19 protein-coding genes are annotated in these 23,748 nt (G+C 61.1%); 5 read left to right on the forward strand and 14 right to left on the reverse strand.

Annotated features, from left to right (window positions below; genetic code table 11):
- Window positions 1–98 precede the first annotated feature (98 nt).
- The 4 genes from urtD to urtA form a co-directional block, all read right to left on the reverse strand.
- Window positions 99–968 carry an urea ABC transporter ATP-binding protein UrtD gene (urtD, locus tag BMY54_RS05290; protein WP_093430222.1) on the reverse strand — a complete coding sequence of 290 codons (870 nt, stop codon included), beginning with the start codon at window positions 966–968 and terminating at the stop codon, window positions 99–101.
- Window positions 965–2,044 carry an urea ABC transporter permease subunit UrtC gene (gene urtC / locus BMY54_RS05295; protein ID WP_093430223.1) on the reverse strand — a complete coding sequence of 360 codons (1,080 nt, stop codon included), beginning with the start codon at window positions 2,042–2,044 and terminating at the stop codon, window positions 965–967. Before urtC ends, urtD begins: the two co-directional genes overlap by 4 nt.
- Window positions 2,044–3,546: an urea ABC transporter permease subunit UrtB gene (gene urtB / locus BMY54_RS05300; protein WP_093430224.1), complete on the reverse strand. Its 1,503-nt coding sequence runs from the start codon at window positions 3,544–3,546 to the stop codon at window positions 2,044–2,046. The genes urtC and urtB overlap by 1 nt, the downstream gene beginning before the upstream one ends.
- 255 nt (window positions 3,547–3,801) lie before the next feature.
- Window positions 3,802–5,067: an urea ABC transporter substrate-binding protein gene (gene urtA, locus BMY54_RS05305; RefSeq protein ID WP_093430225.1), complete on the reverse strand. Its 1,266-nt coding sequence runs from the start codon at window positions 5,065–5,067 to the stop codon at window positions 3,802–3,804.
- A gap of 309 nt (window positions 5,068–5,376) precedes the next feature.
- Between urtA and BMY54_RS05310 the strand changes: the two genes are divergently transcribed.
- Window positions 5,377–10,188 carry a DUF4329 domain-containing protein gene (locus BMY54_RS05310; protein WP_093430226.1) on the forward strand — a complete coding sequence of 1,604 codons (4,812 nt, stop codon included), beginning with the start codon at window positions 5,377–5,379 and terminating at the stop codon, window positions 10,186–10,188.
- A gap of 67 nt (window positions 10,189–10,255) precedes the next feature.
- On the opposite strand, the gene BMY54_RS05315 is transcribed toward BMY54_RS05310, so the two are convergent.
- The 10 genes from BMY54_RS05315 to cbiE all read right to left on the reverse strand — a co-directional run bounded on the left by BMY54_RS05315 (window position 10,256) and on the right by cbiE (window position 19,219).
- A complete protein-coding gene (locus BMY54_RS05315; protein WP_093430227.1) occupies window positions 10,256–11,629 on the reverse strand; it encodes a PepSY-associated TM helix domain-containing protein in 1,374 nt (457 codons plus the stop codon).
- Between the two features lie 110 nt (window positions 11,630–11,739).
- Window positions 11,740–13,860, reverse strand: coding sequence for a TonB-dependent copper receptor (locus BMY54_RS05320; protein WP_093430228.1), 2,121 nt, complete (start codon window positions 13,858–13,860; stop codon window positions 11,740–11,742).
- Window positions 13,861–13,944: 84 nt separating this feature from the next.
- Complete coding sequence (locus BMY54_RS05325) at window positions 13,945–14,391, reverse strand: DUF2946 domain-containing protein (protein ID WP_093430229.1); 447 nt, start codon at window positions 14,389–14,391, stop codon at window positions 13,945–13,947.
- Window positions 14,392–14,412: 21 nt separating this feature from the next.
- On the reverse strand, window positions 14,413–14,892 hold the full coding sequence (locus BMY54_RS05330) for a copper chaperone PCu(A)C (RefSeq protein ID WP_093430230.1): 480 nt from the start codon (window positions 14,890–14,892) through the stop codon (window positions 14,413–14,415).
- Between the two features lie 48 nt (window positions 14,893–14,940).
- Entirely contained in the window at window positions 14,941–15,339 is a 399-nt protein-coding gene (locus BMY54_RS05335; protein WP_093430231.1) for a DUF2946 domain-containing protein, read from the reverse strand.
- A gap of 97 nt (window positions 15,340–15,436) precedes the next feature.
- Window positions 15,437–15,727, reverse strand: coding sequence for an addiction module antidote protein (locus tag BMY54_RS05340; protein ID WP_093430232.1), 291 nt, complete (start codon window positions 15,725–15,727; stop codon window positions 15,437–15,439).
- Between the two features lie 3 nt (window positions 15,728–15,730).
- On the reverse strand, window positions 15,731–16,033 hold the full coding sequence (locus BMY54_RS05345) for a type II toxin-antitoxin system RelE/ParE family toxin (protein ID WP_093430233.1): 303 nt from the start codon (window positions 16,031–16,033) through the stop codon (window positions 15,731–15,733).
- A 171-nt stretch (window positions 16,034–16,204) separates the two neighbouring features.
- Window positions 16,205–16,921, reverse strand: coding sequence for a cobalt-precorrin-6A reductase (locus BMY54_RS05350; protein WP_093430234.1), 717 nt, complete (start codon window positions 16,919–16,921; stop codon window positions 16,205–16,207).
- Entirely contained in the window at window positions 16,918–18,015 is a 1,098-nt protein-coding gene (locus tag BMY54_RS05355; RefSeq protein WP_093430235.1) for a cobalt-precorrin-5B (C(1))-methyltransferase, read from the reverse strand. Before BMY54_RS05355 ends, BMY54_RS05350 begins: the two co-directional genes overlap by 4 nt.
- Window positions 18,008–19,219 carry a precorrin-6y C5,15-methyltransferase (decarboxylating) subunit CbiE gene (gene cbiE / locus BMY54_RS05360; protein WP_093430236.1) on the reverse strand — a complete coding sequence of 404 codons (1,212 nt, stop codon included), beginning with the start codon at window positions 19,217–19,219 and terminating at the stop codon, window positions 18,008–18,010. Before cbiE ends, BMY54_RS05355 begins: the two co-directional genes overlap by 8 nt.
- Window positions 19,220–19,351: 132 nt before the next feature.
- Between cbiE and cobG the strand changes: the two genes are divergently transcribed.
- The 4 genes from cobG to cobJ are packed head-to-tail and all read left to right on the forward strand — an operon-like array spanning window position 19,352 to window position 23,697.
- Window positions 19,352–20,647, forward strand: a complete 1,296-nt coding sequence (gene cobG / locus BMY54_RS05365; protein WP_305881819.1) for a precorrin-3B synthase — start codon at window positions 19,352–19,354, stop codon at window positions 20,645–20,647.
- Window positions 20,640–21,266: a precorrin-8X methylmutase gene (locus BMY54_RS05370; protein WP_093430238.1), complete on the forward strand. Its 627-nt coding sequence runs from the start codon at window positions 20,640–20,642 to the stop codon at window positions 21,264–21,266. Before cobG ends, BMY54_RS05370 begins: the two co-directional genes overlap by 8 nt.
- The gene (locus tag BMY54_RS05375) at window positions 21,263–21,997 is read left to right on the forward strand and encodes a precorrin-2 C(20)-methyltransferase (protein WP_371748267.1); all 735 of its coding nucleotides are present in this window, start codon (window positions 21,263–21,265) and stop codon (window positions 21,995–21,997) included. Before BMY54_RS05370 ends, BMY54_RS05375 begins: the two co-directional genes overlap by 4 nt.
- A complete protein-coding gene (gene cobJ / locus BMY54_RS05380; protein ID WP_093430239.1) occupies window positions 21,997–23,697 on the forward strand; it encodes a precorrin-3B C(17)-methyltransferase in 1,701 nt (566 codons plus the stop codon). Before BMY54_RS05375 ends, cobJ begins: the two co-directional genes overlap by 1 nt.
- The last annotated feature ends 51 nt before the right edge of the window (window positions 23,698–23,748 follow it).

The raw sequence follows: 23,748 nt of genomic DNA on the forward strand, positions 1-23,748 counted from the left end.
GCCTGCTCGCGAATGCGGACTGACATTCAACATCTTCATCGCCTGATGCACCGCTTTCGCGAGCAGGCTCGCTCCCACAGGTTTTGTATTCGCAAACCTTAGCGGCCGAGGTAGACCTCGATCACGCGCTCGTTTTCCTGCACTTGCTCAAGCGAGCCTTCGGCCAACACGCTGCCCTGATGCAGCACGGTGACGTGATCGGCAATCGAGCCGACAAAGCCCATGTCATGTTCCACCACCATCAGCGAATGCTTGCCCGCCAGTGACTTGAACAGTTCAGCGGTGAACTCGGTTTCCGCATCGGTCATCCCCGCCACCGGCTCATCGAGCAGCAGCAATTGCGGGTCCTGCATCAGCAACATGCCGATCTCGAGAAACTGCTTCTGACCATGAGAGAGCAACCCGGCCGGGCGATTGACCGAGGTGGTCAGGCGAATCGTCTCCAGCACTTCGCTGATCCGGTCCTTCTGCTCGCCACTGAGGCGCGCACGCAGACTGGCCCACACCGACTTGTCGGTCTTCTGCGCCAGTTCCAGGTTTTCAAATACGCTCAGCGCTTCGAAAACGGTCGGCTTCTGGAACTTGCGGCCGATGCCGGCCTGGGCGATCTGCACTTCGCTCATCTGCGTCAGGTCCAGCGTTTCACCGAACCAGGCCTTGCCGTGACTGGGGCGGGTCTTGCCGGTGATCACGTCCATCAGCGTGGTCTTGCCCGCGCCGTTGGGGCCGATGATGCAGCGCAACTCACCGACGCCGATGTACAGGTTGAGATTGTTCAGTGCGCGAAAGCCATCGAAGCTGACGCTGATGTCTTCCAGGGTCAGGATCGTGCCGTGGCGGGTATCCAGACCCGGGCCGACGCGCTGGCCGAGGCCGATCGAGTCGCGACTGGTGCCCTCGTCCTTGTTCGGTTCGACGGGGAAAAAGGCCGGTTCCAACATGAATTCAGCGCTCGCCGTGACTCTCATTGTTCACCTCGTTTCTTCAGCAGACCGATCACGCCTTTGGGCAAGTACAGCGTCACGACGATGAACAACGCGCCGAGGAAGAACAGCCAGTATTCCGGGAACGCTACGGTGAACCAGCTCTTCATGCCGTTGACCACACCGGCGCCGAGCAGCGGGCCGATCAGCGTGCCGCGACCCCCGAGAGCGACCCACACGGCCGCTTCGATGGAGTTGGTCGGCGACATTTCGCTCGGGTTGATGATGCCCACTTGCGGCACATACAACGCACCGGCCAGGCCACACAACACCGCACTCAACACCCACACGAACAGCTTGAAACCGCGCGGATCGTAGCCGCAGAACATCAAGCGGTTTTCCGCATCGCGCAATGCGGTCAGCACCCGGCCGAACTTGCTCTGCGCCAGGCGCCAGCCGATGAACAAGCTCGCCACCAGCAGCAACACCGTGGCCAGAAACAACACTGCACGGGTGCCCGGTTCGGTGATGCCGAAACCGAGAATCGTGCGGAAATTGGTGAAGCCGTTGTTACCGCCAAACCCGGTCTCGTTACGGAAAAACAGGAGCATGCCGGCGAAGGTCAGGGCCTGGGTCATGATCGAGAAATACACGCCCTTGATTCGCGAACGGAAGGCGAAGAAACCGAACACCAGCGCCAGCAATCCCGGCGCCAGCACCACCAGACACATCGCCCAGAGGAAGTTGCTGGTGCCGGTCCAGTACCACGGCAGTTCGCTCCACGACAGAAAGGTCATGAACGCCGGCAGACCATCACCGGCGGCCTGACGCATCAGGTACATGCCCATCGCATAGCCGCCGAGGGCGAAGAACAGACCGTGGCCCAGCGACAGCAACCCGGCGTAACCCCAGACCAGATCCAGCGCTAACGCGACGATGGCGTAGCAGAGGATTTTGCCGACCAGCGTCAGCGTGTATGCCGAGACCGACAAAGCATTTTCCGGCGGCAACAACGACAGCAGCGGCAAGGCAATCAGCAGCGCGAGGATCACCGCGCCGACCGCGAGGGTGACTTTTGGGCCGGCCTTTTGTGTGGCCGTGACTAACAGAGGCTGGTTCATCAGTCGATCACCCGTCCTTTCAGTGCGAAGAGGCCTTGCGGACGTTTCTGGATAAACAGAATGATCAGCGCGAGGATCAGGATCTTGCCAAGCACCGCACCGATCTGCGGTTCGAGAATCTTGTTGGCGATACCGAGGCCGAAGGCCGCCAGCACGCTACCGGCCAATTGGCCGACGCCGCCGAGCACCACCACCAGGAACGAGTCGATGATGTAGCTCTGGCCGAGGTCCGGGCCGACGTTGCCGATCTGGCTCAGCGCCACGCCGCCGAGGCCGGCGATGCCCGAACCGAGGCCGAAGGCGAGCATATCGACGCGCCCGGTCGGCACGCCGCAGCAGGCGGCCATATTGCGGTTTTGAGTGACGGCGCGAACGTTGAGGCCGAGGCGGGTCTTGTTCAGCAGCAGCCAGGTCAGCACGACGACGAACAGTGCGAACGCAATGATGACGATGCGGTTGTACGGCAGCACCAGATTCGGCAGCACTTGAATGCCACCGGACAGCCACGCCGGGTTGGCGACTTCAACGTTCTGCGCGCCGAACAACAAACGCACAAGCTGAATCAGCATCAGGCTGATGCCCCAGGTGGCGAGCAGGGTTTCCAGTGGCCGGCCGTAGAGGTGGCGAATTACCGTGCGCTCCAGGGCCATGCCGATTGCCGCCGTGACAAAAAACGCCACCGGCAGGGCGATCAGCGGGTAGAACTCGATGGCTTGCGGTGCGTAGCGCTGGAACATCAACTGCACCACGTACGTCGAGTAGGCGCCGAGCATCAGCATTTCGCCGTGGGCCATGTTGATCACGCCGAGCAGGCCGAACGTGATCGCCAGACCGAGTGCGGCCAACAGCAGGATCGAGCCGAGCGACATGCCGCTGAACGCCTGGCCGAGGATCTCGCCGATCAGCAGTTTGCGTTTGACTTGCGCGAGGCTGGTTTCGGCGGCGGTGCGTACGCCGGCATCGCTCTCGACGCCGGGTTCAAGCAAACCTTCAAGGCGTGTTCGCGCCAGTGGGTCGCCGGTTTCGCCGAGCAGGCGTACGGCGGCGAGGCGCACCGCCGGGTCGCTATCGACCAGTTGCAGATTGGCCAGCGCCAGGCTCAGAGCGGCATGGACGCTTTCGTCTTTTTCGCCAGCGAGTTGCTGGTCGAGGAATTTCAGCTGCGCGGGTTTCGCGCTTTTCTGCAATTGCTGCGCGGCAGTCAGACGGATTTTGGCGTCGGCGGCGAGCAATTGGTGGCTGGCCATGGCGGTGTCGATCAGACCTCGCAGGCGATTGTTCAGGCGCAGGGTTTTTGGCTGGCCATCGATGGTCAGTTCGCCTTGTTGCAGGGCGTTGATCAATTCGATACGGGCCGGATCGGGCTGCGCGGCCCAGGTTTCCAACAGTTTGGCTTGTTGCGCGGGATTGGCCGCGACGAAGTCTTCGGCATCGCCAGCAAAGGCAGTCATCGGCAACAGCAGTGCGATGGCCAGAAACAAGCGGAATATGGCAGTGGGCATGAGTGGTGTTTCCTTTCTTGCGGTGGCCGATGGAGCGGTGTCCGGCTGTGAATCCGCCCCTCACCCTAACCCTCTCCCAGAGGGAGAGGGGACTGACCGAGTTGTCAGATCATCCAACACCGACCTGACGTTCCTGCGTCGAACTCAGGTTCTGATAGCTACAGAGATCAGCTCCCTTCCCTCTCGCCCCCCTTGGGGGAGAGGGTTGGGGTGAGGGGGAAAGATCTCCGCCCCACAACAAAACCCAAGTCAGATTCAGTTGCTCTTCACCGCATAATCCGGCTTCTTGTCGTTGCCCTGAATGAACGGGCTCCACGGTTGCGCGCGGATCGGCCCTTCGGTCTGCCACACGACGTTGAACTGACCGTTGCTCTGGATCTCGCCGATCATCACCGGTTTGTGCAGGTGGTGGTTGGTCTTGTCCATGGTCAGCGTGTAGCCGGACGGCGCGGCGAAAGTCTGGCCGGCGAGGGCTTCGCGGACTTTGTCGACGTCAGTGGATTTGGCTTTCTCGACCGCCTGCGCCCACATGTGGATGCCGACGTAAGTGGCTTCCATCGGGTCGTTGGTCACGGCTTTGTCGGCACCCGGCAGGTTGTGTTTCTTCGCGTAAGCCTTCCAGTCATCGACGAACTTCTTGTTCACCGGATTCTCTACGGACTCGAAGTAGTTCCACGCCGCGAGGTTGCCCACCAGTGGTTTGGTGTCGATGCCGCGCAGTTCTTCTTCACCGACCGAGAACGCTACAACCGGTACGTCAGTAGCTTTCAGACCCTGGTTGGCCAGCTCTTTATAGAACGGCACGTTGGAGTCGCCGTTGACCGTCGAGATGACCGCAGTCTTGCCACCGGCGGAGAATTTTTTGATGTTGGCGACGATGGTTTGATAGTCGCTGTGACCGAACGGCGTGTAGACCTCTTCGATGTCCTTGTCGGCGACGCCTTTGGAGTGCAGGAACGAGCGCAGGATCTTGTTGGTGGTGCGCGGGTAGACGTAGTCGGTGCCGAGCAGGAAGTAGCGCTTGGCGCTGCCGCCTTCTTCGCTCATCAAATATTCAACCGCCGGGATCGCTTGCTGGTTCGGCGCGGCGCCGGTGTAGAAGACGTTCGGCGACATCTCTTCGCCTTCGTATTGCACCGGGTAGAACAGCAGGCCGTTGAGCTCTTCGAACACCGGCAACACCGATTTACGCGACACCGAAGTCCAGCAGCCGAACACCACGGCGACCTTGTCCTGGGTCAGCAACTGTCGGCCCTTTTCGGCGAACAGCGGCCAGTTGGATGCAGGGTCAACCACCACTGGCTCAAGCATCTTGCCGTTCACACCGCCCTTGGCGTTGATTTCGTCGATGGTCATCAGCGCCATGTCTTTGAGCGACGTTTCGGAGATCGCCATGGTGCCGGACAACGAATGCAGAATCCCGACCTTGATGGTCTCGGCAGCCTGGACAGTCCAGGTCATGCCCATCGCGGCAATGGATGCCGTGAGTGTGAAAGCCTTGATCAAACTGCGACGCTTCATTGTGCGATCTCCATGAACATTTAATTTTTCTGGTTGGCAGATGCGGACGACTGAAGGTGTGTTTTGCAAGGGCTGTGCCCGGTCGGGATCGGGCAGGAAAATGTCGTGTCAGAGCGGTTGTAAGGTGGGGGCGCGCACCAGTAGAGGACATCTGACGGGCGCTGGTGCGTCCGGGCGCGCCAGATTGGGGCGCACTACTGAGCGGGAAGATGAAGATACATAAACTATAAACATGTACCTCGGCTCACGGCGCGTGCAGCAACACACTCATTTGATCGTTATCCCGATTGTTCTTCGCAGGTTTCTATCATGAGTAATAGTTCAGTCCGATCCAGACGTGCCGCAACCGAGTCCCGAAAATCCAGGCTACCTCCCCTGAGTCCGCCGTTTCTGTCAGAGGAGGATGCTGCGTATTGGGTTCATACGCGCATACCGCCCAAGGCGGAAATGGAATATGGCAGCGTGATTTTGCTGCGGCCGGATGGGAAATTCGTGGCCACTTCACCGATACCCGGAGAGGCCACCACCTTTGATTTGAGCACCATCATCGACTTTGATGCGCTGGGAGAGCTGGAGCCGCCCAAGGGGTATCGGTTTGCTGCAAACATTCACAGCCATGCCGCTCTTCACGATGTCGTAGGTGAGGCCTATCCAGAACTGGATGAAATGAACCTGCGACTCTTCATCAACTTCTTCTCCAGTAGCGATTTCATGGGGGATGTGGATGGGCGCGCCTATTTTCGTAGTTCATACCTCTCCGGCCCCGATGGAACATTGCTCAAGTATTCGCCCAGTGGTTCGAAAGCGGAACTCGATTACTACCGTTGGCACGAGGCAGGTGCACGACCAGGGCGTGAGCCGTGGACTCGTGACGTGATGAGCATCATCAATAAGCTTGCATCTGTCGGTGAACTGAAAGTCCTCGTTTCAAGTGCAGACTGGGGGCATTCGGTGGGTGTCGTACCGCCGGACTGGCAACCAGGCCAGGGTTTTTCAACGGGCAGGGTGACCGAATTACCTTTGCTGACCCGCATTTGCTCCACTGTCGAGCGGGCGGTACTCGCTGCACTGAAATTAAGAGGTGCACAGGACTCGGGGTTACTGCTGAAGAAGACTGCTGGCAATGAGTATGTCGCGACCCATGCACGTCCGTTCGGGCTCGCGTCATGGGATCCAGCGAAGATCTTTGCGGCGGGTGATGACGGTCAATTACGGTTGCCTGAAGGCTATAGGCTGGAAGGTTTTTACTACGCCTCCCGTCCTGACCCTTCGCGGCTCACTCCTGCTCAGCCGTGGCTCTACGAGAATTTCTTCACGCCACAGGACATTGCTCTGGCCATTTCGTGTCACAAGAGGAGTCAGCAATTGGCTGTGGCCGGTCGACCTTTGTCGCTGTACATGCAGGCCAACGATGCGTCCATGTTGAAGTACAGCTTCAGCGGCAGCGAGATAGAAGCGGCACTGAGCGTCGAGCATTCCGACGGGTCGATCACCGACGCCGGGGTGCAATCCAGGTTGCTGACTGGAGCATTGTCGCCACGGGAATTTGTCTCGATGCTGATACTGGCGGGCCGGCTTGAGGTGTTGCGGGGCAGCGCGCTCTGGGCACGTTTGGGGAGGGTGGGCCTGGAATGGATACCCTTCGCGAACTTCCCTTGGCCGCCATTGAGTCAGGCGTTTTTATCCGCCGATGACGCCGTTCGGTATGCCCACGAACAAGTCGGCATTCGCCGTGACCGCCAGTACGCAGGCTATGTATTTCAGCGCAGCGACACACGCTTTGTGGTCACCGAGCCGTTGGAAGGGGATATCGATGTGCTGGACCAGGGGCGACTTTATCCTCGGGATAATCGAGGGCGTCCGGTTTTCCCTGACGACCACGTGGTGCATGCCCGATATGTCTCCCACGTCGCGCTCACGCAGCTTGAGCCGGTCAATATCAGTTCCCGGAAGTGGACGCTCCAGGAGGCGTTACTAAGCCTGCAAATGTTGAGTGTAGAAGAGGTGCGGCAGGTATTGCTCGATAACACCGTTCTGTATTGCTCTGCTGCCATGAACAGTCTGGTCAGGTTTGCACCTTACGCAACCCCGGCTTCGAAGGATCTGGCGCGACACCTGGGAACACGCGTGCATCCCGGTCCATTGGCTCTAGGTCTGGACAAGGGCAGCAAGCGACCGCAAGACTTCATCAGGGAGCAGGCCGCCGCCGGCTGGCTGTTCAACCTGACGGACAACGAGTTGTGGGGCCATCGCGGCCAAATATTACCGGGCTGGAGCATGTCAGAATCCGCCGGATCAACCTCTGCAGAACCGACGTCACCCATACCTGCACTCCCTACGCCGTCCCTGCCTCAGCCGTCGCTGCCCCCGTATCCTTCGTCGTCTTCGCCCCGGCCATCTTCTCCTCGGCCTTTGCCATGGAAGCGGCCTGAGTTCGTCCTGTACGGTCCTGTCTGTTCTTCGGCGGACGACGCGGCACAGTATCTCTTTGCTGGCGACAGGCGTTTGCACGATGAGAACCGTGCCTGGTTCGGATTCATCCTCAAGCACAAGGATCGGGAGGAATACATCGACACGGAACTGTTTCCAGTCAGCGGTCAAGACAGCAATCTTTTTCGGCAGGCGTTGGTGTTCGCCTCTCGACGGTCGGCGCCGTGGCATCAATACCCGGAAGGCTTCGACATGTATGGGAGCTTTTATGCGCATCAGAAAGTAGAAGCATCTTCGAGCAGCCCTGAAGACTGGCTGGCGCAGTATTTTGTTTCGCCAGACATCCTGACAACAGCCATGTACTACGGTCGCCGTCGGCCTGTAATCGCGTCAAGCCCCGCCGCGTTTTATCTTGCCACTCGGGACGGTGCTCTGCTCAAGTATGCGAGGAGTCAGGCAAGCAAGTTGTTCCATGACGACACGTCTGAGACAACACTCGACTCGATCAAGCGAGGGCTCGCGTCCGGCGAGTGGCTGCCGACGGATTTCGTCCATACGGTCGCTGAAAGCGGCGAACTCTCGGTGTTGCGAACAAGCGCGTGCTGGGATCGGTCAGGAATGGTCAGGCCAACGTGGCAGCCCTACGCGAATCTGCAGCGGCGCTGGCTCGGCCCGGTTTTTCAGAGTGCTGACGATGCCGCAGCGTTTGCCAGATCGAGCTTGCCGCTGGTCACGGACAAACCTTTTGGCGGCGTCATTCTGAAACGCCCCGACGGCCTTTACGTAGCCTCTGCGCCCATCAAGGTGTCGCGGGAGGATTTCGACATCACCGAGATTTTTCCGGATGAAAGCAAGGGCGCCGGGGTATTTCCTGATGGCTGTATTATCACGGCGCGTTATCGATCCAGAGTGGCCAGGGAGCTGTCGGTCATTTTTTCTCGTATTGAGAAGCAGATCTATCTGAACATGCTGTCCGTCGACACCGTGTACTCATCCTTCCAGCGGCTACCAAGAGTGGCATGGGATGAATACCTGTTCGGCCCCGACGGTTCGTTGATCCGCTATCAGCCAGGAATATGGGATCGTCTGCGCGCAGATCTCTTGGCAGCTCTGACGGATTACAAAACGCTTCCTGCGTCCCTTGATGGCGATGCGATAAAACAGAACATACGTAGCGCCAAGCTGAAACCGAGTGAATGGGTCGACGCCTTGGCAAAGGCCGGTTACTTGCAAATTGTCATCGGCAGTGAAATCTGGGGTTTGCCCCGCCAGATCAGTCGCTGGGTTCCTTTCTTTGCTGATCTGCAGCCTCTAATGGATTACACCAGAGCCGCGAGCGCACCACTTTGCAGCCCAGTGTTCGTTCAAGCCGATGCTGTTGCCCGGTATGTTCATGAAGTCTCGGTGAGCAGGGACACCCAGACGTTCGGATTCATACTGCGCTCTCGGGATGGCTTGTTCCTCGCCAGCCTGCCCGTTGAAGTGCAACGCTCTGGCCTGGCTGTGGATCGAGTATTCGAACAGGCAAGACTGCCTTCAGGGTTTGAGCAGGATTCGATTTATCTGCGCGCAGCGCTGCCTCCGCTCGGCGCACGGCCTGACGATATGCGAAATGTCTTTGTACTTCCCAACGATGTTCAGCAAGCCTGCCGACAGGCCAGTACGCCGCGGGGGTACAGACCGATCTATATCTCCTGTGCCGATGACGCGTTGTTGAAGCTGCAATTGCATGCGTTTGAACCCGGCGTGTTCTACGACGCTTTCGGGCAGGTTGAGTTGCGCCCCAATGCGTTTGTGTCGCGTGAACAGGCAGCGATCGATGAACGTGACATTGCCAGTGGCCGATTCAGATTTACAGACTACGTGCACCGGATGGCCAAGGCCGGCCGGCTCGACGTGATAGAAACCAGCGACTACTGGTCGCGGCAGGGTCAAGTGGATGAGCATTGGCAACCGCGTATGGCCGATACTTCCAACGAGCAGCGATGGCGAGATAGCCCGGTGCCGGCGTTGGGACCGATTTTTCATCACCCTGACGATGCCGCCCGCTATGCGCAACAACGCACGGACGATTCCGGTCACAGTGAAACCGGCTACGAAGGCGCGATCCTGGCGCGGTCGACCAGCAGTCGATTTGTCCCGCTCGAGCCAATAGTCTGGTCTGCCCATGCCGAGGACCCTGTCCTGCGGATATTTCGCTCGTCGAGTGATCCGACGATCAGTTGGCGCAATCCGGCGGCGCGTTACCCCAATGGCTACACACTCGTGGCCAGCCACCAGTTCCATCTGTCGGGCAATACCACGCTCGCACCGGACACTGATGATGTCAGAGCAAATTTCGCTTCGCCTGCGCGGGTGCATGCGCATACGCATGAACTGAAGAACCAGGGTTTCGACATTCAGGATTATTACTACTCAACGCCGAACCACGTGTTGATCAGGTACACACCCGTTTACTCGCAGGCCGAGAGGGATTTGCTGCTGGCCCGGCCTGTGGATTTCGAAGCGGGGCGCTGGGTCAGCCGGCTGAGTCCAGGCGAGTTTGTTTCACAACTCATGGAGCTGGGTGAATTCAGGGTGCTGGTCGCCGGGCATTACTGGCGTCAGACCGGACGAATGGGCGCCGGCTGGAGAGTGCGTCGCCAGCAGCCTGTAACGGAGGGTGGTGCGCGAGTCAGGGACGAGTTGTAACGTTCGATCCAGTGGCTACACGGCAGGAGTGTGCCGCCGTCGGCGGCCACTCCACATTGAGTCGGATTTACGTCGAGGCAGACTCAGGTTGCCGGTCAATGAGCGATAGCAGCAATCGATCCAGCAACCAGACGACCACCAGCGAAGCCCCCACCAACGGGAACACCACCGCCAGCGCCAACATGATGACCACGCCGGTTTTCCATTTCGGCAAGTCATGACGCAGCGGCGGTACGCCGAATTTGCCCTGTGGCCTACGCTTCCACCAGATCACCACACCACTGACGGCACTGAGCAGAATCATCAGACAGATCAGCAGCACGACGATCTGGTTGAAGGTGCCGAACATCTTGCCTTCGTGGAGCATCACGCCGATTTCCGTGGCCCGTGCCACAGTGCCGTAATGTTCGAAACGCACATCGGCGAGGACCTTGCCGGTGTACTGATCGACATGCAGGGTCGCATCGTTGCGCGGGTCATCGGCGAACACAGCGATGGTGAACACACCGGTGGCGGTGGTCGGCAGGGTGATGCTGTAGCCCGGCTCGACCTTGCGTTGGGTAGCAATGTTTTGCACGTCTTGCAGGCGGATGGCGGGTGCTGCGGGGCCGGCGTTGCTGGCGCCGTGGTTCATGTGTTCGGCGTGGTCGCCGGACATTGGCATCGGCGTGTTTTCCATCGCCCATGGCACGGTCTGGCGGGTGGCGCTGTTAAGGCTGCGCGCCTCGACATCGGAGGTCGGCACGTTGTCCCACATCGCCGCTGGAAAGACGTTCCACACCTGGGCGTATTGCTTGCCCCAGAAACCGGTCCAGGTCATGCCACTGAGCAACATTACCAGCAACAGTGTGGCGCCCCAGAACCCGGTGACCGCGTGCAGATCACGCCACAGCACGCGGCCGCGACTGTTCAGCCGTGGCCACAAAATCCCCGCGGCCTGACCGCGTGGCCACCACAGGAAAAGTCCCGACACCACTAGCACCACGCCCCAGCCGGCGGCCATTTCGATGAGGCGGTCACCGACGGTGCCGATCATCAACTCACCGTGGATGGCGCGGGCGATGGCTTGCAGATTCTGCTTGGCATCCTGCTCGCCAAGGATGTCACCGTGGTATGGATCGACGAATACGTTGAGTTCGTGGCCGACGTTCTTCACCACAAACTGTGCGCTGCGCTCGGCGTTGACCGGTGGCAGGTATTGGGTGACCTGGCCTTGTGGATAAGCGCTTTTCACCCGCTGCAGCAGGTCATCGGCCGGGACAGTGTGATGGCCGGCGGGGACATTGAGCAGGCTGCTGTACATCAACGAATCGAGCTGCGGTTTGAACAGATAAATGATGCCGGTCAGGGCCAGCATCACCATGAACGGGGCGACGAAGAGACCGGCGTAAAAATGCCAACGCCAGGCCAGGTTGTAGAAATTCGGTTTGGGCTGTTTCATCACGTGTGCTCCGCTTGGCTTGGATCTTCTAGTTGTCATTGGCGGTTGCTGCGCAACCGATCGCGAGCAGGCTCACTCCTACAGTGGGAGCCAGCCTGCTGGCGATGCTGTTAGAAACTCATGTCGACCTTGGTCCAGAGCGTGCGCCCCGGCTCATTGATCGCTTGCGGGTCATTGGCCGGGTAGCCGAATCCGGCGTTGCCCGCCAGGTTCAGGTGTTCGGCGTAAGCCTTGCCGAACAGGTTGTCGACGCCGCTGCTGACCTTCCAGTTCTTGTTGATCCGGTAGGCACCGTTGAGTGAGAACACGCCGAAGCCCGAACTCTTGTCGTAATCCTTGCCGACCACGTTGCCCTTGTTCTGATCGATACGATTTTGCGCGGCAACCACCCTCCAAAGTGCACCGGCGCTCCAGTTGTCTTCGCTATAGGTCAGACCGAAGCGTGCATCCAGCGGCGGCATCTGTGGCAGAGCCTTGCCGTCACTGCTGTTCTTGCCCCAGGCGTAGGCCAGGGTCGCATCGGCTTTCCAGTGGTCGGTGAGTCTGTACGCGGCACCGAGTTCACCGCCCATGATTCGCGCGTCAATGTTCTCGGCGCGCGAGGTGCTCATGCCCATCATTCCCGGGGTGTAATCAAAGAGGATGTAATCGCGCACCACGCCGATATAACCCGAGGCCCAGGCTTCAAGTTCGGCGCTCTTGTAGTTCACGCCAAAGTCGAACTGAGTGGTCTTTTCCGGTTTGATCGAATCGAACGCGTTGACCGATCCTGCCGGGCCGGATTTGGGCGAAAACAGCTCCCAGTAATCCGGGAAGCGTTGCGCGTGACCGAGGCCCGCATAGAGCGTGGTCGGACTGTCGGCGAGGTCATGCTCGTAGCGGATGAACCCGCTGGGCAGGGTGTCGGCGCGGGTATCGTCGGCGGTCGGGTTGGGGCGGGACATCATTCCCGAGCCGGTGGTTTGCCGGTAATCCTTGGCTGAAGCGCGGTCGACGCGGGCGCCGCTGATCAGCCGATCACGGTCGGCGGCGTACCAGGTCATTTCGCTGAACACGCCATAGTTATGGAAATCGGCGTCCTTGCTGTACGGCTGATCCTTGTAGGTATCGATGCCCATGCCGCTGCGCTGGCGGTGTTCGTTGGTCTGCGCGTCGAGGCCGGTGATCAGCTGAATATCAGCCCAGCGCCAGGTGGCTTTGATCCGCGCGCCGAGGGTGCGGCGGTCGACATTGGACGCCATTGGGCCCGCCATCATCCCGGTGCCGGACGGCGTGCGCAGGGTGTAGTTGTCCATCACATGGTCGGCGTAGTTGTAGTAGACCTGCGCTTCGAGTTTCTCCAGCACGTCAGTGATGTTGGATTTTTCGAAACGCAGGCCGAGGCTTTCGCGTAGGAATTGCGAGCCGTCCATGCCGCGTCCGGCGTAGCGCGCTTCGCCATCGCCCTTGCCGGCGGTGAGTTCGATCAGGGTGTCGGCGTCCGGGGTCCAGCCCACTGCGATGTCGCCGTTCCACTTGTCGTAGCGTGAGGCGACGATGTCGTTGTTGCCATCGCGGTAATCGTCGGAATGCGCGGTGTTGCCGATTACTCGCACGTAGCCCAACGGCCCGCCGGCAGCGGCATCGACAACCTTGTCAAAACGTCCGTGGGAGCCGGCCAGAATGCTTGCGTTCACGCGGGTGCCGAGTTCGCCGAAGCTCTCTGGCTCACGATCGAACAGCACCGTACCCGCCGACGCGCCGGGGCCGTAAAGCACCGTTTGCGGGCCTTTGATCACGGTGAGTTTGTCGTAGGTTTCCGGCGAGATATACGAAGTCGGCGCGTCCATTCGGCCGGGGCAGGCGCCGAGCATCATGCTGCCGTTGGTGAGGATGTTCAGGCGCGAACCGAACATGCCGCGCAGTACCGGATCGCCGTTGGTGCCGCCATTGCGCACCAGCGCAAAGCCCGGAATGGTCTTCAGATAATCGCCGCCATCACTGGCCGGCACCGGTTGGCGCGGGTCTTTGGGGTTGGTGACGATGGTCAGCGGTGAGCTCGGGGCGATCGCGGTAATCACCGTAGGGCTCAGTTCTTCCTGGTGGCCGGCGTGATCATCGGCCAGTACCAGCGGTGACAGCAGGACGCCGCAAAGGACGGCGGTAGCGTGCCTGAAACGAACCCGCGATTCGTTCAGAGCGAAGGACGCCGGGGCAACGCCCGAGCGTGGAACAGCAGAAAACCTGGACATGACAATTTCCATCAAACAGTCGTAAACGACACGGCCGGCAGCCTGAAGCTGTCTTCTCAACCGTGTGCAATCAAAGGTGCGTGTTTACGCTGCGATGGGCGGGGCGCGGGTGCGGGCGCCGGGGAAGAAGGTCTGCCGGGCGTGGCCCAGGCGCGGGGAGGGCGGGGTGAAGGTGTTCAGCGGCGGGATGTTGAAGGCGACGAAATCACCGCCCCCAGTCAGCGCCGGGCAGTTGAACAGCAGGCTGCAGTAGCCGCACTTTTCCCACAGCACGTGGTGCGAGGATTGCGGTGGGCAGTGTTCGGCGCTCGGTTTTGCATCATGGCCCGCGTGATCCATGCCCGGCATGTCCATCGACATGTCCATGCTCAACGGCATCGATGTCGAGGCGTGTTGATCCATCGGCATCGACTGAGAAATCAGTGGGCCGATGAAAATCATCAACATGGCGAACAGGGCGATCCAGCTGCCGCGAGTCAGGTGTTGAGTCTGACGGCGTTGCCGGGAGGGCCTGGCGCTCAGCGGGCGCATGGGCGGAGTCTGCCGGAAGGCTTACTGGGCGTGCGCGTGGGCCTGCGTGGTTTCCGGCGGTTTCTTCTGCACCGAGACTTCGACGGTGACGTCACCGGCCTTCTCGAAATGCAGCGTCAGCGGGAAGCGCTTGCCGTCGCTGAGCAGGCTGCGGTCTTTCGGGTTGAGCAGCATCACGTGATAGGCCATTGGCGCAAACGTCACGTTGCCGCCGGCCGGAATGGCCACGCTCGGCACTTGTTGCATCTTCATCAGATCGCCCTGCATCACGTGTTCGTGCAGTTGCGCTTCCGGAGCGATGGGCGAATCGACGCTGAGTAAACGATCGTCAGTCTTGCCAGCGTTGTGAATGATGAAATAGGCGGCGACCGTCGGTGCATTCGGCGGCAACTCTTGCGACCACGGATGGGCGATCTCAAGTTCCCCAACTTTGTATTCGTGAGCATGGGCAAAGCACGCCGGCAACAGCAGCGCAGCGACGATGATGAGTTTGTTCAACATGGCAGTTCTCCAGAACGATTTGAAACGCAGGTCAATTGCGCGAACAAATCAAACCAGAGGGGAAGCGCGGGGATTGAGACTCGGCCATTGCTGGCGCGGAGTGGGTGTTTGCAGAGAGGCTGGCGCCACGCTGCGGTTGCTTTCGTAGCGGGCGAAATACAGCTGCGGGGAATGCCCCGGCAGCCCCACCAGTGGCGCCGAGCCTGAGCAGCACCAGCAATGCTGCATGTTCGAATGATTGTCGTTGGTCGGGGCTTTTTGATCGATGGTGCCGATGTTGATCGCCACCATCTTCGTCCCGCTGCCGGTGCAGAAACTGCTCCAGAGCAACTGTTCGGCCGGTGAATTGGCCGCCTGCGCCATCGCTCCCGTCATCGGCATGGCGAGCATGTTGAACAGCACTGCAAAGCAGGCGATCCAGGCAATTGCTAGCCGGTGTCGGTTCATGGGACAGATCCATTGGGTGGGCGATCAGGCGCGGCTATTTAGCCTGATCAGGGCCGATAAGTAAAAAAGCGTCGTGCGGTTTGGTGTCGCAGCGCCTTCACAGTGTTACGGCATGCAATCGCAAACCCAGAGCCTTCATGACTTTCATGATAGTTGCGAATTCGGGATTGCCAGTGCTACTGAGCGCTTTATAAAGACTTTCGCGGCCCAAACCTGCATCCCGCGCCACTTGTGTCATGCCTTGAGCTCGGGCGATGTCATTGAGTGCTGCACGAATCAGAACGCCATCGCCTTCATCGTCGTCAAAACAGGCATCCAGATATGCCGCCATATCCTCGGGAGTCTTGAGGTACTCGACGGCGTCAAAACGGGCGAATTCTTCGGTCATGATTTACTCCTCATTTCCGATGTTATGAGCCATTTGCACGGCGCGTTTGATATCTCTCTTTTGTGTCGATTTGTCGCCCCCGATCAACAGCAGATAAATCACTTCGCCTTTACGTGTGAAGTACATTCTGTAACCAGGGCCGTAATGAACACGCATTTCATAAACGGTGTCACCGACGAAGCCGCAATCGCCGAAGTTGCCATGTTCGGCTGTTTTAATCCTGGAGATGATTCGGCCTTTCCCTTTGATGTCTTTTAAGGAGTCGAGCCATTCGGAAAATATGCGGGATCGTTCAAAAGCGATCATGTCGGGATCGTATTCCTTGGGATACAAGCTGGCAAGCCGCTTTTCTCGGCTGGCTGCTTGTGGGGATTAAAGGAACCGAAGTATTGGAGTGAGGGTGTAGTGAAGAACAGTCGGCTGCGTCCTCAAAATTTGCAGGTAAATTCACAGATAAATACGGAATGATGAAAAGTCTTACGACGTCAGGGCTTCAAGGACTTCAGACGCTGATCGAAACTCCCGATCAACCCCCGGCAACCCCGGTCGCTTCAACACAACCACCGGCACCCCACGCTCGCGCGCTACTTCCAGCTTCGGCTCGGTGGCGGTGCTGCCGCTGTTCTTGCTGATCAACACATCGATCTGCAGCCGCTCAAACAGCGCTCGCTCATCTTCAAGCAGAAACGGCCCCCGCGCGCCGATCACTTCGCAGCGTTCGTTGCCGGGGTAGACCTCGAGGGCGCGCAGGGTCCAGAACTGCTCAGCAGGGATTTCATCGAGGTGCTGCAGCGGTTCGCGGCCGAGGGTGAACAGCGGTCGGCGAAACGGTTTGAGGGCGGTGATCAACTCGGCCCAGTCGCTGACTTCACGCCAGTCATCACCGGGCTGCGGCTGCCAGGCCGGACGGCGCAGCGCCCAGCAGGGGATGCCGGTCAGGTGTGCGGCGGTCGCGGCATTCTGGCTGATTTGCGCGGCATACGGATGCGTGGCGTCGAGCAACAGCTCGATGCCTTCGTCACGAATGAATTGCGCCAGACCCTCAGCGCCACCGTAACCACCGACGCGCACCTGACAAGTCAGATCCGTCGGCACCCGACCAACACCGGCGAGGCTGTAGATATGTTCTGGCCCAAGCGTGCGGGCAATCGTCAGTGCCTCAGTGACGCCGCCGAGCAGCAAAATCCGCTTCATGCAAAACCTCCGGCCTGTCCGACAATGCCGCCCTGACGATCAATCGCAAACACCTCGACCTGCACCTGCGGCGGCACCACGCTGCGGGCGAAATTCAACGCATGGCGGCAGACCTCATCACCGAGGGCGATCCCCGCCGCACTGGCCATGGCCAATGCCTGCTGGCTGGTATTGGCCTCACGAATGCTTTGCTGCAACGCCTCTTCGGCACCAATCGCCGCGGCCCACTCAGCCAGTTGCGGCAAGTCGATACTTGAATGCCGCGAGTGCAGATCCATGTGTCCGGCCGCCAGTTTGCTGATCTTGCCGAAGCCGCCGCACAGGCTGAGTTTATCCACAGGCACTTTGCGCAGATGCTTGAGCACCGCGCCGACGAAGTCGCCCATTTCGATCAGGGCGATTTCCGGCAGGTTGTAGACCCGGCGCATGGTGTCTTCGCTGGCATTGCCGGTGCACGCGGCGATGTGCAGATAACCATTGGTTTTCGCCACATCGATGCCTTGATGGATCGAGGCGATGTAAGCCGCGCAGGAAAATGGCCGGACGATGCCGCTGGTGCCTAGGATCGACAAACCGCCAAGAATGCCCAGCCGTGGATTCATGGTTTTCAGCGCCAGCGCTTCGCCGCCCTCGACGTTGACCGTGACGTCGAAGCCGCCGGCATAACCGGTTTCGGTGGCAAGCAGTGTCAGGTGATCACTGATCATCTTGCGTGGCACCGGGTTGATTGCCGGCTCGCCGACACCCAGCACCAGTCCCGGCCGCGTTACGGTGCCCACGCCGGCGCCGGCATTGAAACGAATCCCCGGTTCACTCAGCAGCCGCACGCGCGAATAGAGCAACGCGCCGTGAGTCACGTCGGGATCGTCGCCAGCATCCTTGATCGTGCCGGCCTCGGCGCCATCATCGGTCAACCGGCAGAACTCCAGACGCATCTGCACTTGTTTGCCTTTGGGCAAGACGATCTGCACCGCATCGGCCGCCAGTCCGCTGAGCAACAGGCGCGCGGCGGCCAGGCTGGTCGCGGTGGCACAGCTACCGGTGGTCAGGCCGCTGCGCAGGGGCGCGGGTTGTTCGGCGGTTTCGTCACGCATCGAGGGGTTTGACCAGATCGAGCAGGGTGATCGGCAGCGCCTGGCGCCAGGTGTCGAACTCGCCGAGCGGCTGCGCTTGGGCGACATGGATACGCGTCAGCTCGCCGCCGAAGCGTTCGCGCCAGTTCATCAGGGCCATTTCGCTTTGCAGCGTCACCGCGTTGGCGACCAGACGGCCACCGGGTTTGAGCTGTTCCCAGCAGGTTTCGAACACGCCCTCACGGGTGACGCCGCCGCCGATGAAGATGGCGTCCGGGCGTTCCAGTCCCGCGAGTGCCTGCGGTGCCTTGCCGCGAATCAGTTGCAGGCCCGGCACGCCCAGTGCATCGCGGTTGTGCTCGATCAATTGCTGGCGACCATCATCGGCTTCGATGGCCAAGGCGCGGCAGCTCGGGTGCGTACGCATCCACTCGATACCGATCGAACCGCTACCGGCGCCGACATCCCAGAGCAGTTCGCCGGGGGTCGGGGCGAGGCGGGCGAGGGTGATGGCGCGCACGTCGCGTTTGGTCAACTGGCCGTCATGCTGGAAGGCCGAATCCGGCAGTCCGGCGAGACGCGAAAGGCGCGGGGCCTGTGCGTCGGCCAGACATTCGATGGCGATGACATTGAGGTCGGCCACGGACACGGTATTCCAGGCATTGGCGGTGCTGTCGATGCGCCGTTCGGCGTCACCGCCAAGATGCTCAAGCACGCTCATGCGACTCGAACCGAAGCCGCGCTCGCCGAGCAATTGCGCGACCGCCGCCGGGCTCTGGCCATCGTTGCTCAGCAACAACAGGCGCACGCCGCTGAACAATTGCGCATTGAGCGCCGCCAGCGGTCGGGCCACCAGCGACAGCGTCACCACCTCCTGCAATGGCCAGCCGAGACGGGCGGCGGCCAGCGCGCAGGACGACGGGGCGGGCAGGATCAGCATCTCTTCACTTGGCACCTGGCGGGCGAGGCTGGCACCGACGCCGTAGAACATCGGGTCACCGCTGGCCAATACGCAAACTGCTTCGCCACGCTGTTCCAGCACCGGTGCGAGGGAGAACGGGCTCGGCCACAACTGGCGTTCGCCGCGAATACACACCGGCAGCAAATCCAGTTGACGCTGGCCTCCGACGATCCGCGAGGCGCCCAGCAGGGCACGCCGGGCGTTTTTGCCCAAGCCCTTGAAGCCGTCTTCACCGATTCCCACTACCGTCAGCCAGGGTGACATCTATATTCCTCTAAACACGCCGTTCCGACGGGCAGTCTTTTCATGCCAGCGGACAAAGCAGGCATAATACCGCGCCTTCGCCCGCGAAGCGCCTTTCCCACGCAGCCGGTCAGCCCCTTGAACGAACGCCCGATGTCCACCGCCTTACGCCCCTCGGCCTGCCCGGGGTTGCTGCGTATCGTCCAGGCACTGGACGGCGGCATCTGCCGGATCAAGCTCAATGGCGGTTCGATCAGCGCCGATCAGGCCGACGCGGTGGCCGATGCTGCCGAACAGTTCGGCGCGGCGATCGAGGCGACCAACCGTGCCAATCTGCAGATTCGCGGGATCGGTGAGCAATCTGCGGCACTGATCGAACGCTTGCTCGCCGCCGGTCTCGGCCCGCGCACGGCGGCCGGTGACGATGTGCGCAACCTGATGCTCAGCCCCGCAGCCGGCATTGATCGGCAGATGCAGATCGACACGCGCGGCCTCGCCGGGCAGATCCTCGATACTTTGCAAAGCCATCCACGGTTCCACGAGCTGAGCGCCAAATTCGCCGTGCAACTGGATGGCGGTGAAGCGCTGGCGATGCTCGAACATCCCCACGACCTGTGGTTGTCGGCGTTCGCGCGTTACGGTGAGCCCTGGCTGGCGTTCGGCCTGGCCGGATGCCCGACGGATCGTGCGGTCGGCGCGGTGGCGCTGGAGCACGGCCATGCGTTGGTGGTGGCGGTGCTGGAGTTGTTCCTGGCGTTGGCGCGTCCCGAGCAGACGCGCATGCGTCATTTGCTCGATGAATTGCCGATGCCGGCGTTTCTGCAACAACTGAGCGCACGTTTGCCGATCAAGCCGATCAGCGATTGGCAGCGCACCGCCGTGGCGGACGATCTGCACATCGGTGTTCATCCGCAAAACACTGCGGGTCAGGTGTATATCGGTGCGGTGCCGGCGCTGGGCCGTCTCGATCCGGCGATGCTGCGCGGGGCTGCGCAACTGGCCCGCCAGTTCGGCAATGGCAGCCTGCGTTTTACGCCTTGGCAAAGCCTGCTGGTGCCGGACGTCAAAGCAAGTGATGCGGCTCAGGTGCTGGAAGGCCTTGAGCACCTGAACCTGTTGACCCGCGCTACCGAGCCCCTCTCACGCCTGATCGCTTGCACCGGTGCCAGTGGCTGCGGCAAAGGCCTGGCCGACACCAAGCAGGACGCCCGCCATCTGGCGACGCTGCTGCCCACGGCCGTCAACGTGCATCTCAGCGGCTGCATGCGCTCGTGCGCCGCCGCCCACTGTGCCCCGGCGACGTTGCTGGCCGTCAGTGCCGGTCATTACGACCTCTATTTTCGCGATGCAACGCAGCCGGGTTTCGGCGCGCTGCACGCACGCAACCTTACTATTGAAGCGGCCGCGACCCTGCTCGCCGCCCGCTCTCGGAGCCCCTTTGATGCTTGATTACATCCGCGATGGTCAGGAGATTTATCGCAACTCCTTCGCGATCATTCGCCGCGAGGCCAATCTGGCGCGCATCCCGGCCGATCTGGAAAAACTCGCGGTGCGGGTGATTCACGCCTGCGGCATGGTCGAGGCCATTGACGGTCTGCAGTTCTCCGAAGGTGCGGGCAAGGCCGGGCGCGATGCGCTCGCCGCCGGTGCGCCGATCCTCTGCGATGCGCGGATGGTCTCCGAAGGTGTGACCCGTGCGCGCCTGCCGGCCAACAACGAAGTGATCTGCACCTTGCGTGACGAGAGCGTGCCGGAGTTGGCGCGCGAGCTGGGCAACACCCGTTCCGCCGCCGCACTGGAGCTGTGGCGTCCGCATCTGGAAGGCAGCGTAGTGGTAATCGGCAACGCGCCGACCGCACTGTTTTATCTGCTGGAAATGCTTGACGCCGGCGCACCGAAACCGGCGCTGATCCTCGGCTTCCCGGTCGGCTTCGTCGGTGCCGCCGAGTCGAAAGCCGCCCTGGCCGCCGACAGCCGTGGCGTGCCGTTCGTGATCATGCAAGGCCGCCTCGGTGGCAGCGCCATGGCCGCCGCCGCCGTCAATGCCCTCGCCACGGAGATCGAATGATGCAGGCCAAAGGACGTTTGCTTGGCCTGGGCGTCGGCCCGGGGGATCCGGAGTTGATTACCGTCAAAGCCCTGCGCCTGCTGCGCGAATCGCCGGTGGTGGCGTACTTCGTCGCCAAGGGCAAAAAGGGCAACGCGTTCGGCATCATCGAAGCGCATCTGCAACAGGCGCAGAACCTGTTGCCGTTGGTCTACCCGGTGACCACCGAAGCGCTGCCGGCGCCGCTGTCCTATGAGCAGGTCATCAGCGATTTCTACGACGAAGCCGCCGAGACGCTCGCCGCACACCTGGATGCCGGTCGCGATGTGGCGGTGATTTGTGAAGGTGATCCGTTCTTCTACGGCTCCTACATGTACCTGCACGATCGCCTCGCCACTCGTTATGAAGCCCAAGTGGTGCCGGGCGTGTGCTCGATGCTGGGCGGCGCTTCGGTGCTCGGCGCGCCGCTGGTGTATCGCAATCAGAGCCTGTCGGTGCTCTCGGGCGTGTTGCCCCATGAAGAGTTGAAGCGGCGTCTGGCCGATGCCGACGCGGCGGTGATCATGAAGCTGGGGCGCAATTTCCCCAAAGTGCGTCAGGTCCTCGAAGAACTCGGTCTGGCCGAACGCGCGCTGTATGTCGAGCGCGCGACCATGGCCAATCAGAAAATCGTGTCGATGGATCAGGTCGAGCCGATGTCGTCGCCGTACTTCTCGCTGATCATCGTGCCGGGCGAACGGTGGCAAGGCTGATGACTCAATCCACGCCAGCCATCGTCATTCTCGGTCAGGGTAGCCTGGCCACCGCGCGGCGCATTCAGCAGGTCTATCCGGCAGCGCAGATCCACGGCCTCGCCGGGCGCGTCGAAGGCGCCGAGTGCACCTATCAGGAGTTCGGCACGACCCTGCGCGCGTTGTATCAGCAAGACACGCCGATCATTGCCCTGTGCGCGGCCGGCATCGTCATCCGTACGCTGGCGCCGCTGTTGCTGGAAAAGGGCGCCGAGCCTGCGGTACTCGCCGTGGCCGAAGACGGCAGCGCCGTGGTGCCGCTGTTGGGTGGCCTCGGCGGAGTGAATGTCATGGCGCGCGACATCGCTGCCGGGCTGCAAGTCGCAGCCGCGATCACCACCAGCGGCGAGTTGCGTTTTGGCACGTGCCTGCTCAACCCTCCGAGCGGTTACGCCCTGGGCGATCTGGAACTGGGCAAGCGTTTTGTCTCCGACCTGTTGGCCGGTCACAGCGTGCGCATCGAAGGCGCGGCGCCGTGGCTGGATCAGGCGCAATTGCCGGAAGATCCGCAGGCGCAGCGTTCGATTCATGTCGGCAGTGTCGCGCGTGAAGCGAGTGCCAATGAGTTACTGATCTATCCACGCAGCGTGGCGCTGGCGGTGAGTGCCGAAACAGCTGATCTGGCGAATGCCGTTCGCCGGGCGTTGCAGCAGGCGCAAATCGCCGTGCAGTCGCTGGCCTGTCTGTTGGCCAGCGAGACGCAAATGGCTGCGCCAGTTTTGCGTGAAGCGGCGCTTGAGCTGGGTGTGCCGCTGCGCTTCGTTGCGGCGCAAAGCGACATCGAAACTCTGGCACGTGCCGCAGTGCCTGAGGCTAAAGTTGTGGTCAGCCACGGCATGGCAATCGCGGTCGCCGAACAGCCTTTGGAGGTTTCCAGCATTGGCCGGCCACGCGGCCGTCTCGCCGTGATCGGCCTCGGCCCCGGCGCTGCCGAACTGATGGTGCCGGCAGTCAAAGCCGAACTGGCCCGCGCCACCGATGTGCTCGGCTACGAAACCTATGTACGCATGGCCGGGCCGTTTCGCGACGATCAAGTGCAGCACTGCACCGATAACCGCGAAGAGATGCAGCGCGCCCGTCACGCCTTCAGGCTGGCCGCCGAGGGGCGCTCGGTGATTGTTGTGTCATCGGGTGATCCCGGCGTGTTCGCCATGGCGGCGGCGGTGCTCGAAGCCTTGCACGAGTCGACGGACCCGGCGTGGCACAGCGTCGATCTGGAAATTCTCCCGGGTGTTTCCGCTTCGCTGGCCACCGCAGCACAGGCCGGTGCGCCACTGGGCCATGACTTCTGCGTGATGTCGCTGTCGGACAATCTCAAGCCTTGGTCGATCATCGAAAAACGTCTGGATCTGGCCGCTGAAGCGGATCTGGCGTTGGCGTTCTACAACCCGATCTCCCGGGCGCGTCCGTGGCAACTGGGCCGGGCGCTGGAGATTGTCGCGCAGCATCGCACGCCGCAAACACCCGTGGTGTTGGGCCGCGACATCGGCCGTCCGGGCCAGACCCTGCGCACCACGACACTCGGCGCCTTAACCCCCGAGCAAGTGGATATGCGCACCATGGTGTTGATTGGTTCTTCGACCACCTGCACCTTCCCGCGCGGCGACGGCGGCGTCTGGGTTTACACCCCGCGCTGGTACGGTGAAAAACCCGGGGCGTGAGAATGTCGTGTTGAGCGTCCAGCGCAGTTGTAAGCAACTGCGTGAGACGTG

Origin of the sequence: Pseudomonas sp. ok266 (assembly GCF_900110195.1) — a bacterium.
In the GTDB taxonomy this organism is placed as follows: domain Bacteria; phylum Pseudomonadota; class Gammaproteobacteria; order Pseudomonadales; family Pseudomonadaceae; genus Aquipseudomonas; species Aquipseudomonas neuropathica.

Coding starts and splice junctions, on each gene's coding strand:
- urtD (WP_093430222.1), bottom strand. CDS start 968: ATGAGAGTCACGGCGAGCGCTGAATTCATGTTGGAACCGGCCTTTTTC.
- urtA (WP_093430225.1), bottom strand. CDS start 5,067: ATGAAGCGTCGCAGTTTGATCAAGGCTTTCACACTCACGGCATCCATT.
- BMY54_RS05325 (WP_093430229.1), bottom strand. CDS start 14,391: ATGCGCCCGCTGAGCGCCAGGCCCTCCCGGCAACGCCGTCAGACTCAA.
- BMY54_RS05330 (WP_093430230.1), bottom strand. CDS start 14,892: ATGTTGAACAAACTCATCATCGTCGCTGCGCTGCTGTTGCCGGCGTGC.
- cbiE (WP_093430236.1), bottom strand. CDS start 19,219: ATGTCACCCTGGCTGACGGTAGTGGGAATCGGTGAAGACGGCTTCAAG.
- BMY54_RS05340 (WP_093430232.1), bottom strand. CDS start 15,727: ATGACCGAAGAATTCGCCCGTTTTGACGCCGTCGAGTACCTCAAGACT.
- BMY54_RS05335 (WP_093430231.1), bottom strand. CDS start 15,339: ATGAACCGACACCGGCTAGCAATTGCCTGGATCGCCTGCTTTGCAGTG.
- urtC (WP_093430223.1), bottom strand. CDS start 2,044: ATGAACCAGCCTCTGTTAGTCACGGCCACACAAAAGGCCGGCCCAAAA.
- BMY54_RS05310 (WP_093430226.1), top strand. CDS start 5,377: ATGAGTAATAGTTCAGTCCGATCCAGACGTGCCGCAACCGAGTCCCGA.
- cobJ (WP_093430239.1), top strand. CDS start 21,997: ATGACTCAATCCACGCCAGCCATCGTCATTCTCGGTCAGGGTAGCCTG.
- BMY54_RS05375 (WP_371748267.1), top strand. CDS start 21,263: ATGATGCAGGCCAAAGGACGTTTGCTTGGCCTGGGCGTCGGCCCGGGG.
- urtB (WP_093430224.1), bottom strand. CDS start 3,546: ATGCCCACTGCCATATTCCGCTTGTTTCTGGCCATCGCACTGCTGTTG.
- BMY54_RS05370 (WP_093430238.1), top strand. CDS start 20,640: ATGCTTGATTACATCCGCGATGGTCAGGAGATTTATCGCAACTCCTTC.
- cobG (WP_305881819.1), top strand. CDS start 19,352: ATGTCCACCGCCTTACGCCCCTCGGCCTGCCCGGGGTTGCTGCGTATC.
- BMY54_RS05345 (WP_093430233.1), bottom strand. CDS start 16,033: ATGATCGCTTTTGAACGATCCCGCATATTTTCCGAATGGCTCGACTCC.
- BMY54_RS05355 (WP_093430235.1), bottom strand. CDS start 18,015: ATGCGTGACGAAACCGCCGAACAACCCGCGCCCCTGCGCAGCGGCCTG.
- BMY54_RS05320 (WP_093430228.1), bottom strand. CDS start 13,860: ATGTCCAGGTTTTCTGCTGTTCCACGCTCGGGCGTTGCCCCGGCGTCC.
- BMY54_RS05315 (WP_093430227.1), bottom strand. CDS start 11,629: ATGAAACAGCCCAAACCGAATTTCTACAACCTGGCCTGGCGTTGGCAT.
- BMY54_RS05350 (WP_093430234.1), bottom strand. CDS start 16,921: ATGAAGCGGATTTTGCTGCTCGGCGGCGTCACTGAGGCACTGACGATT.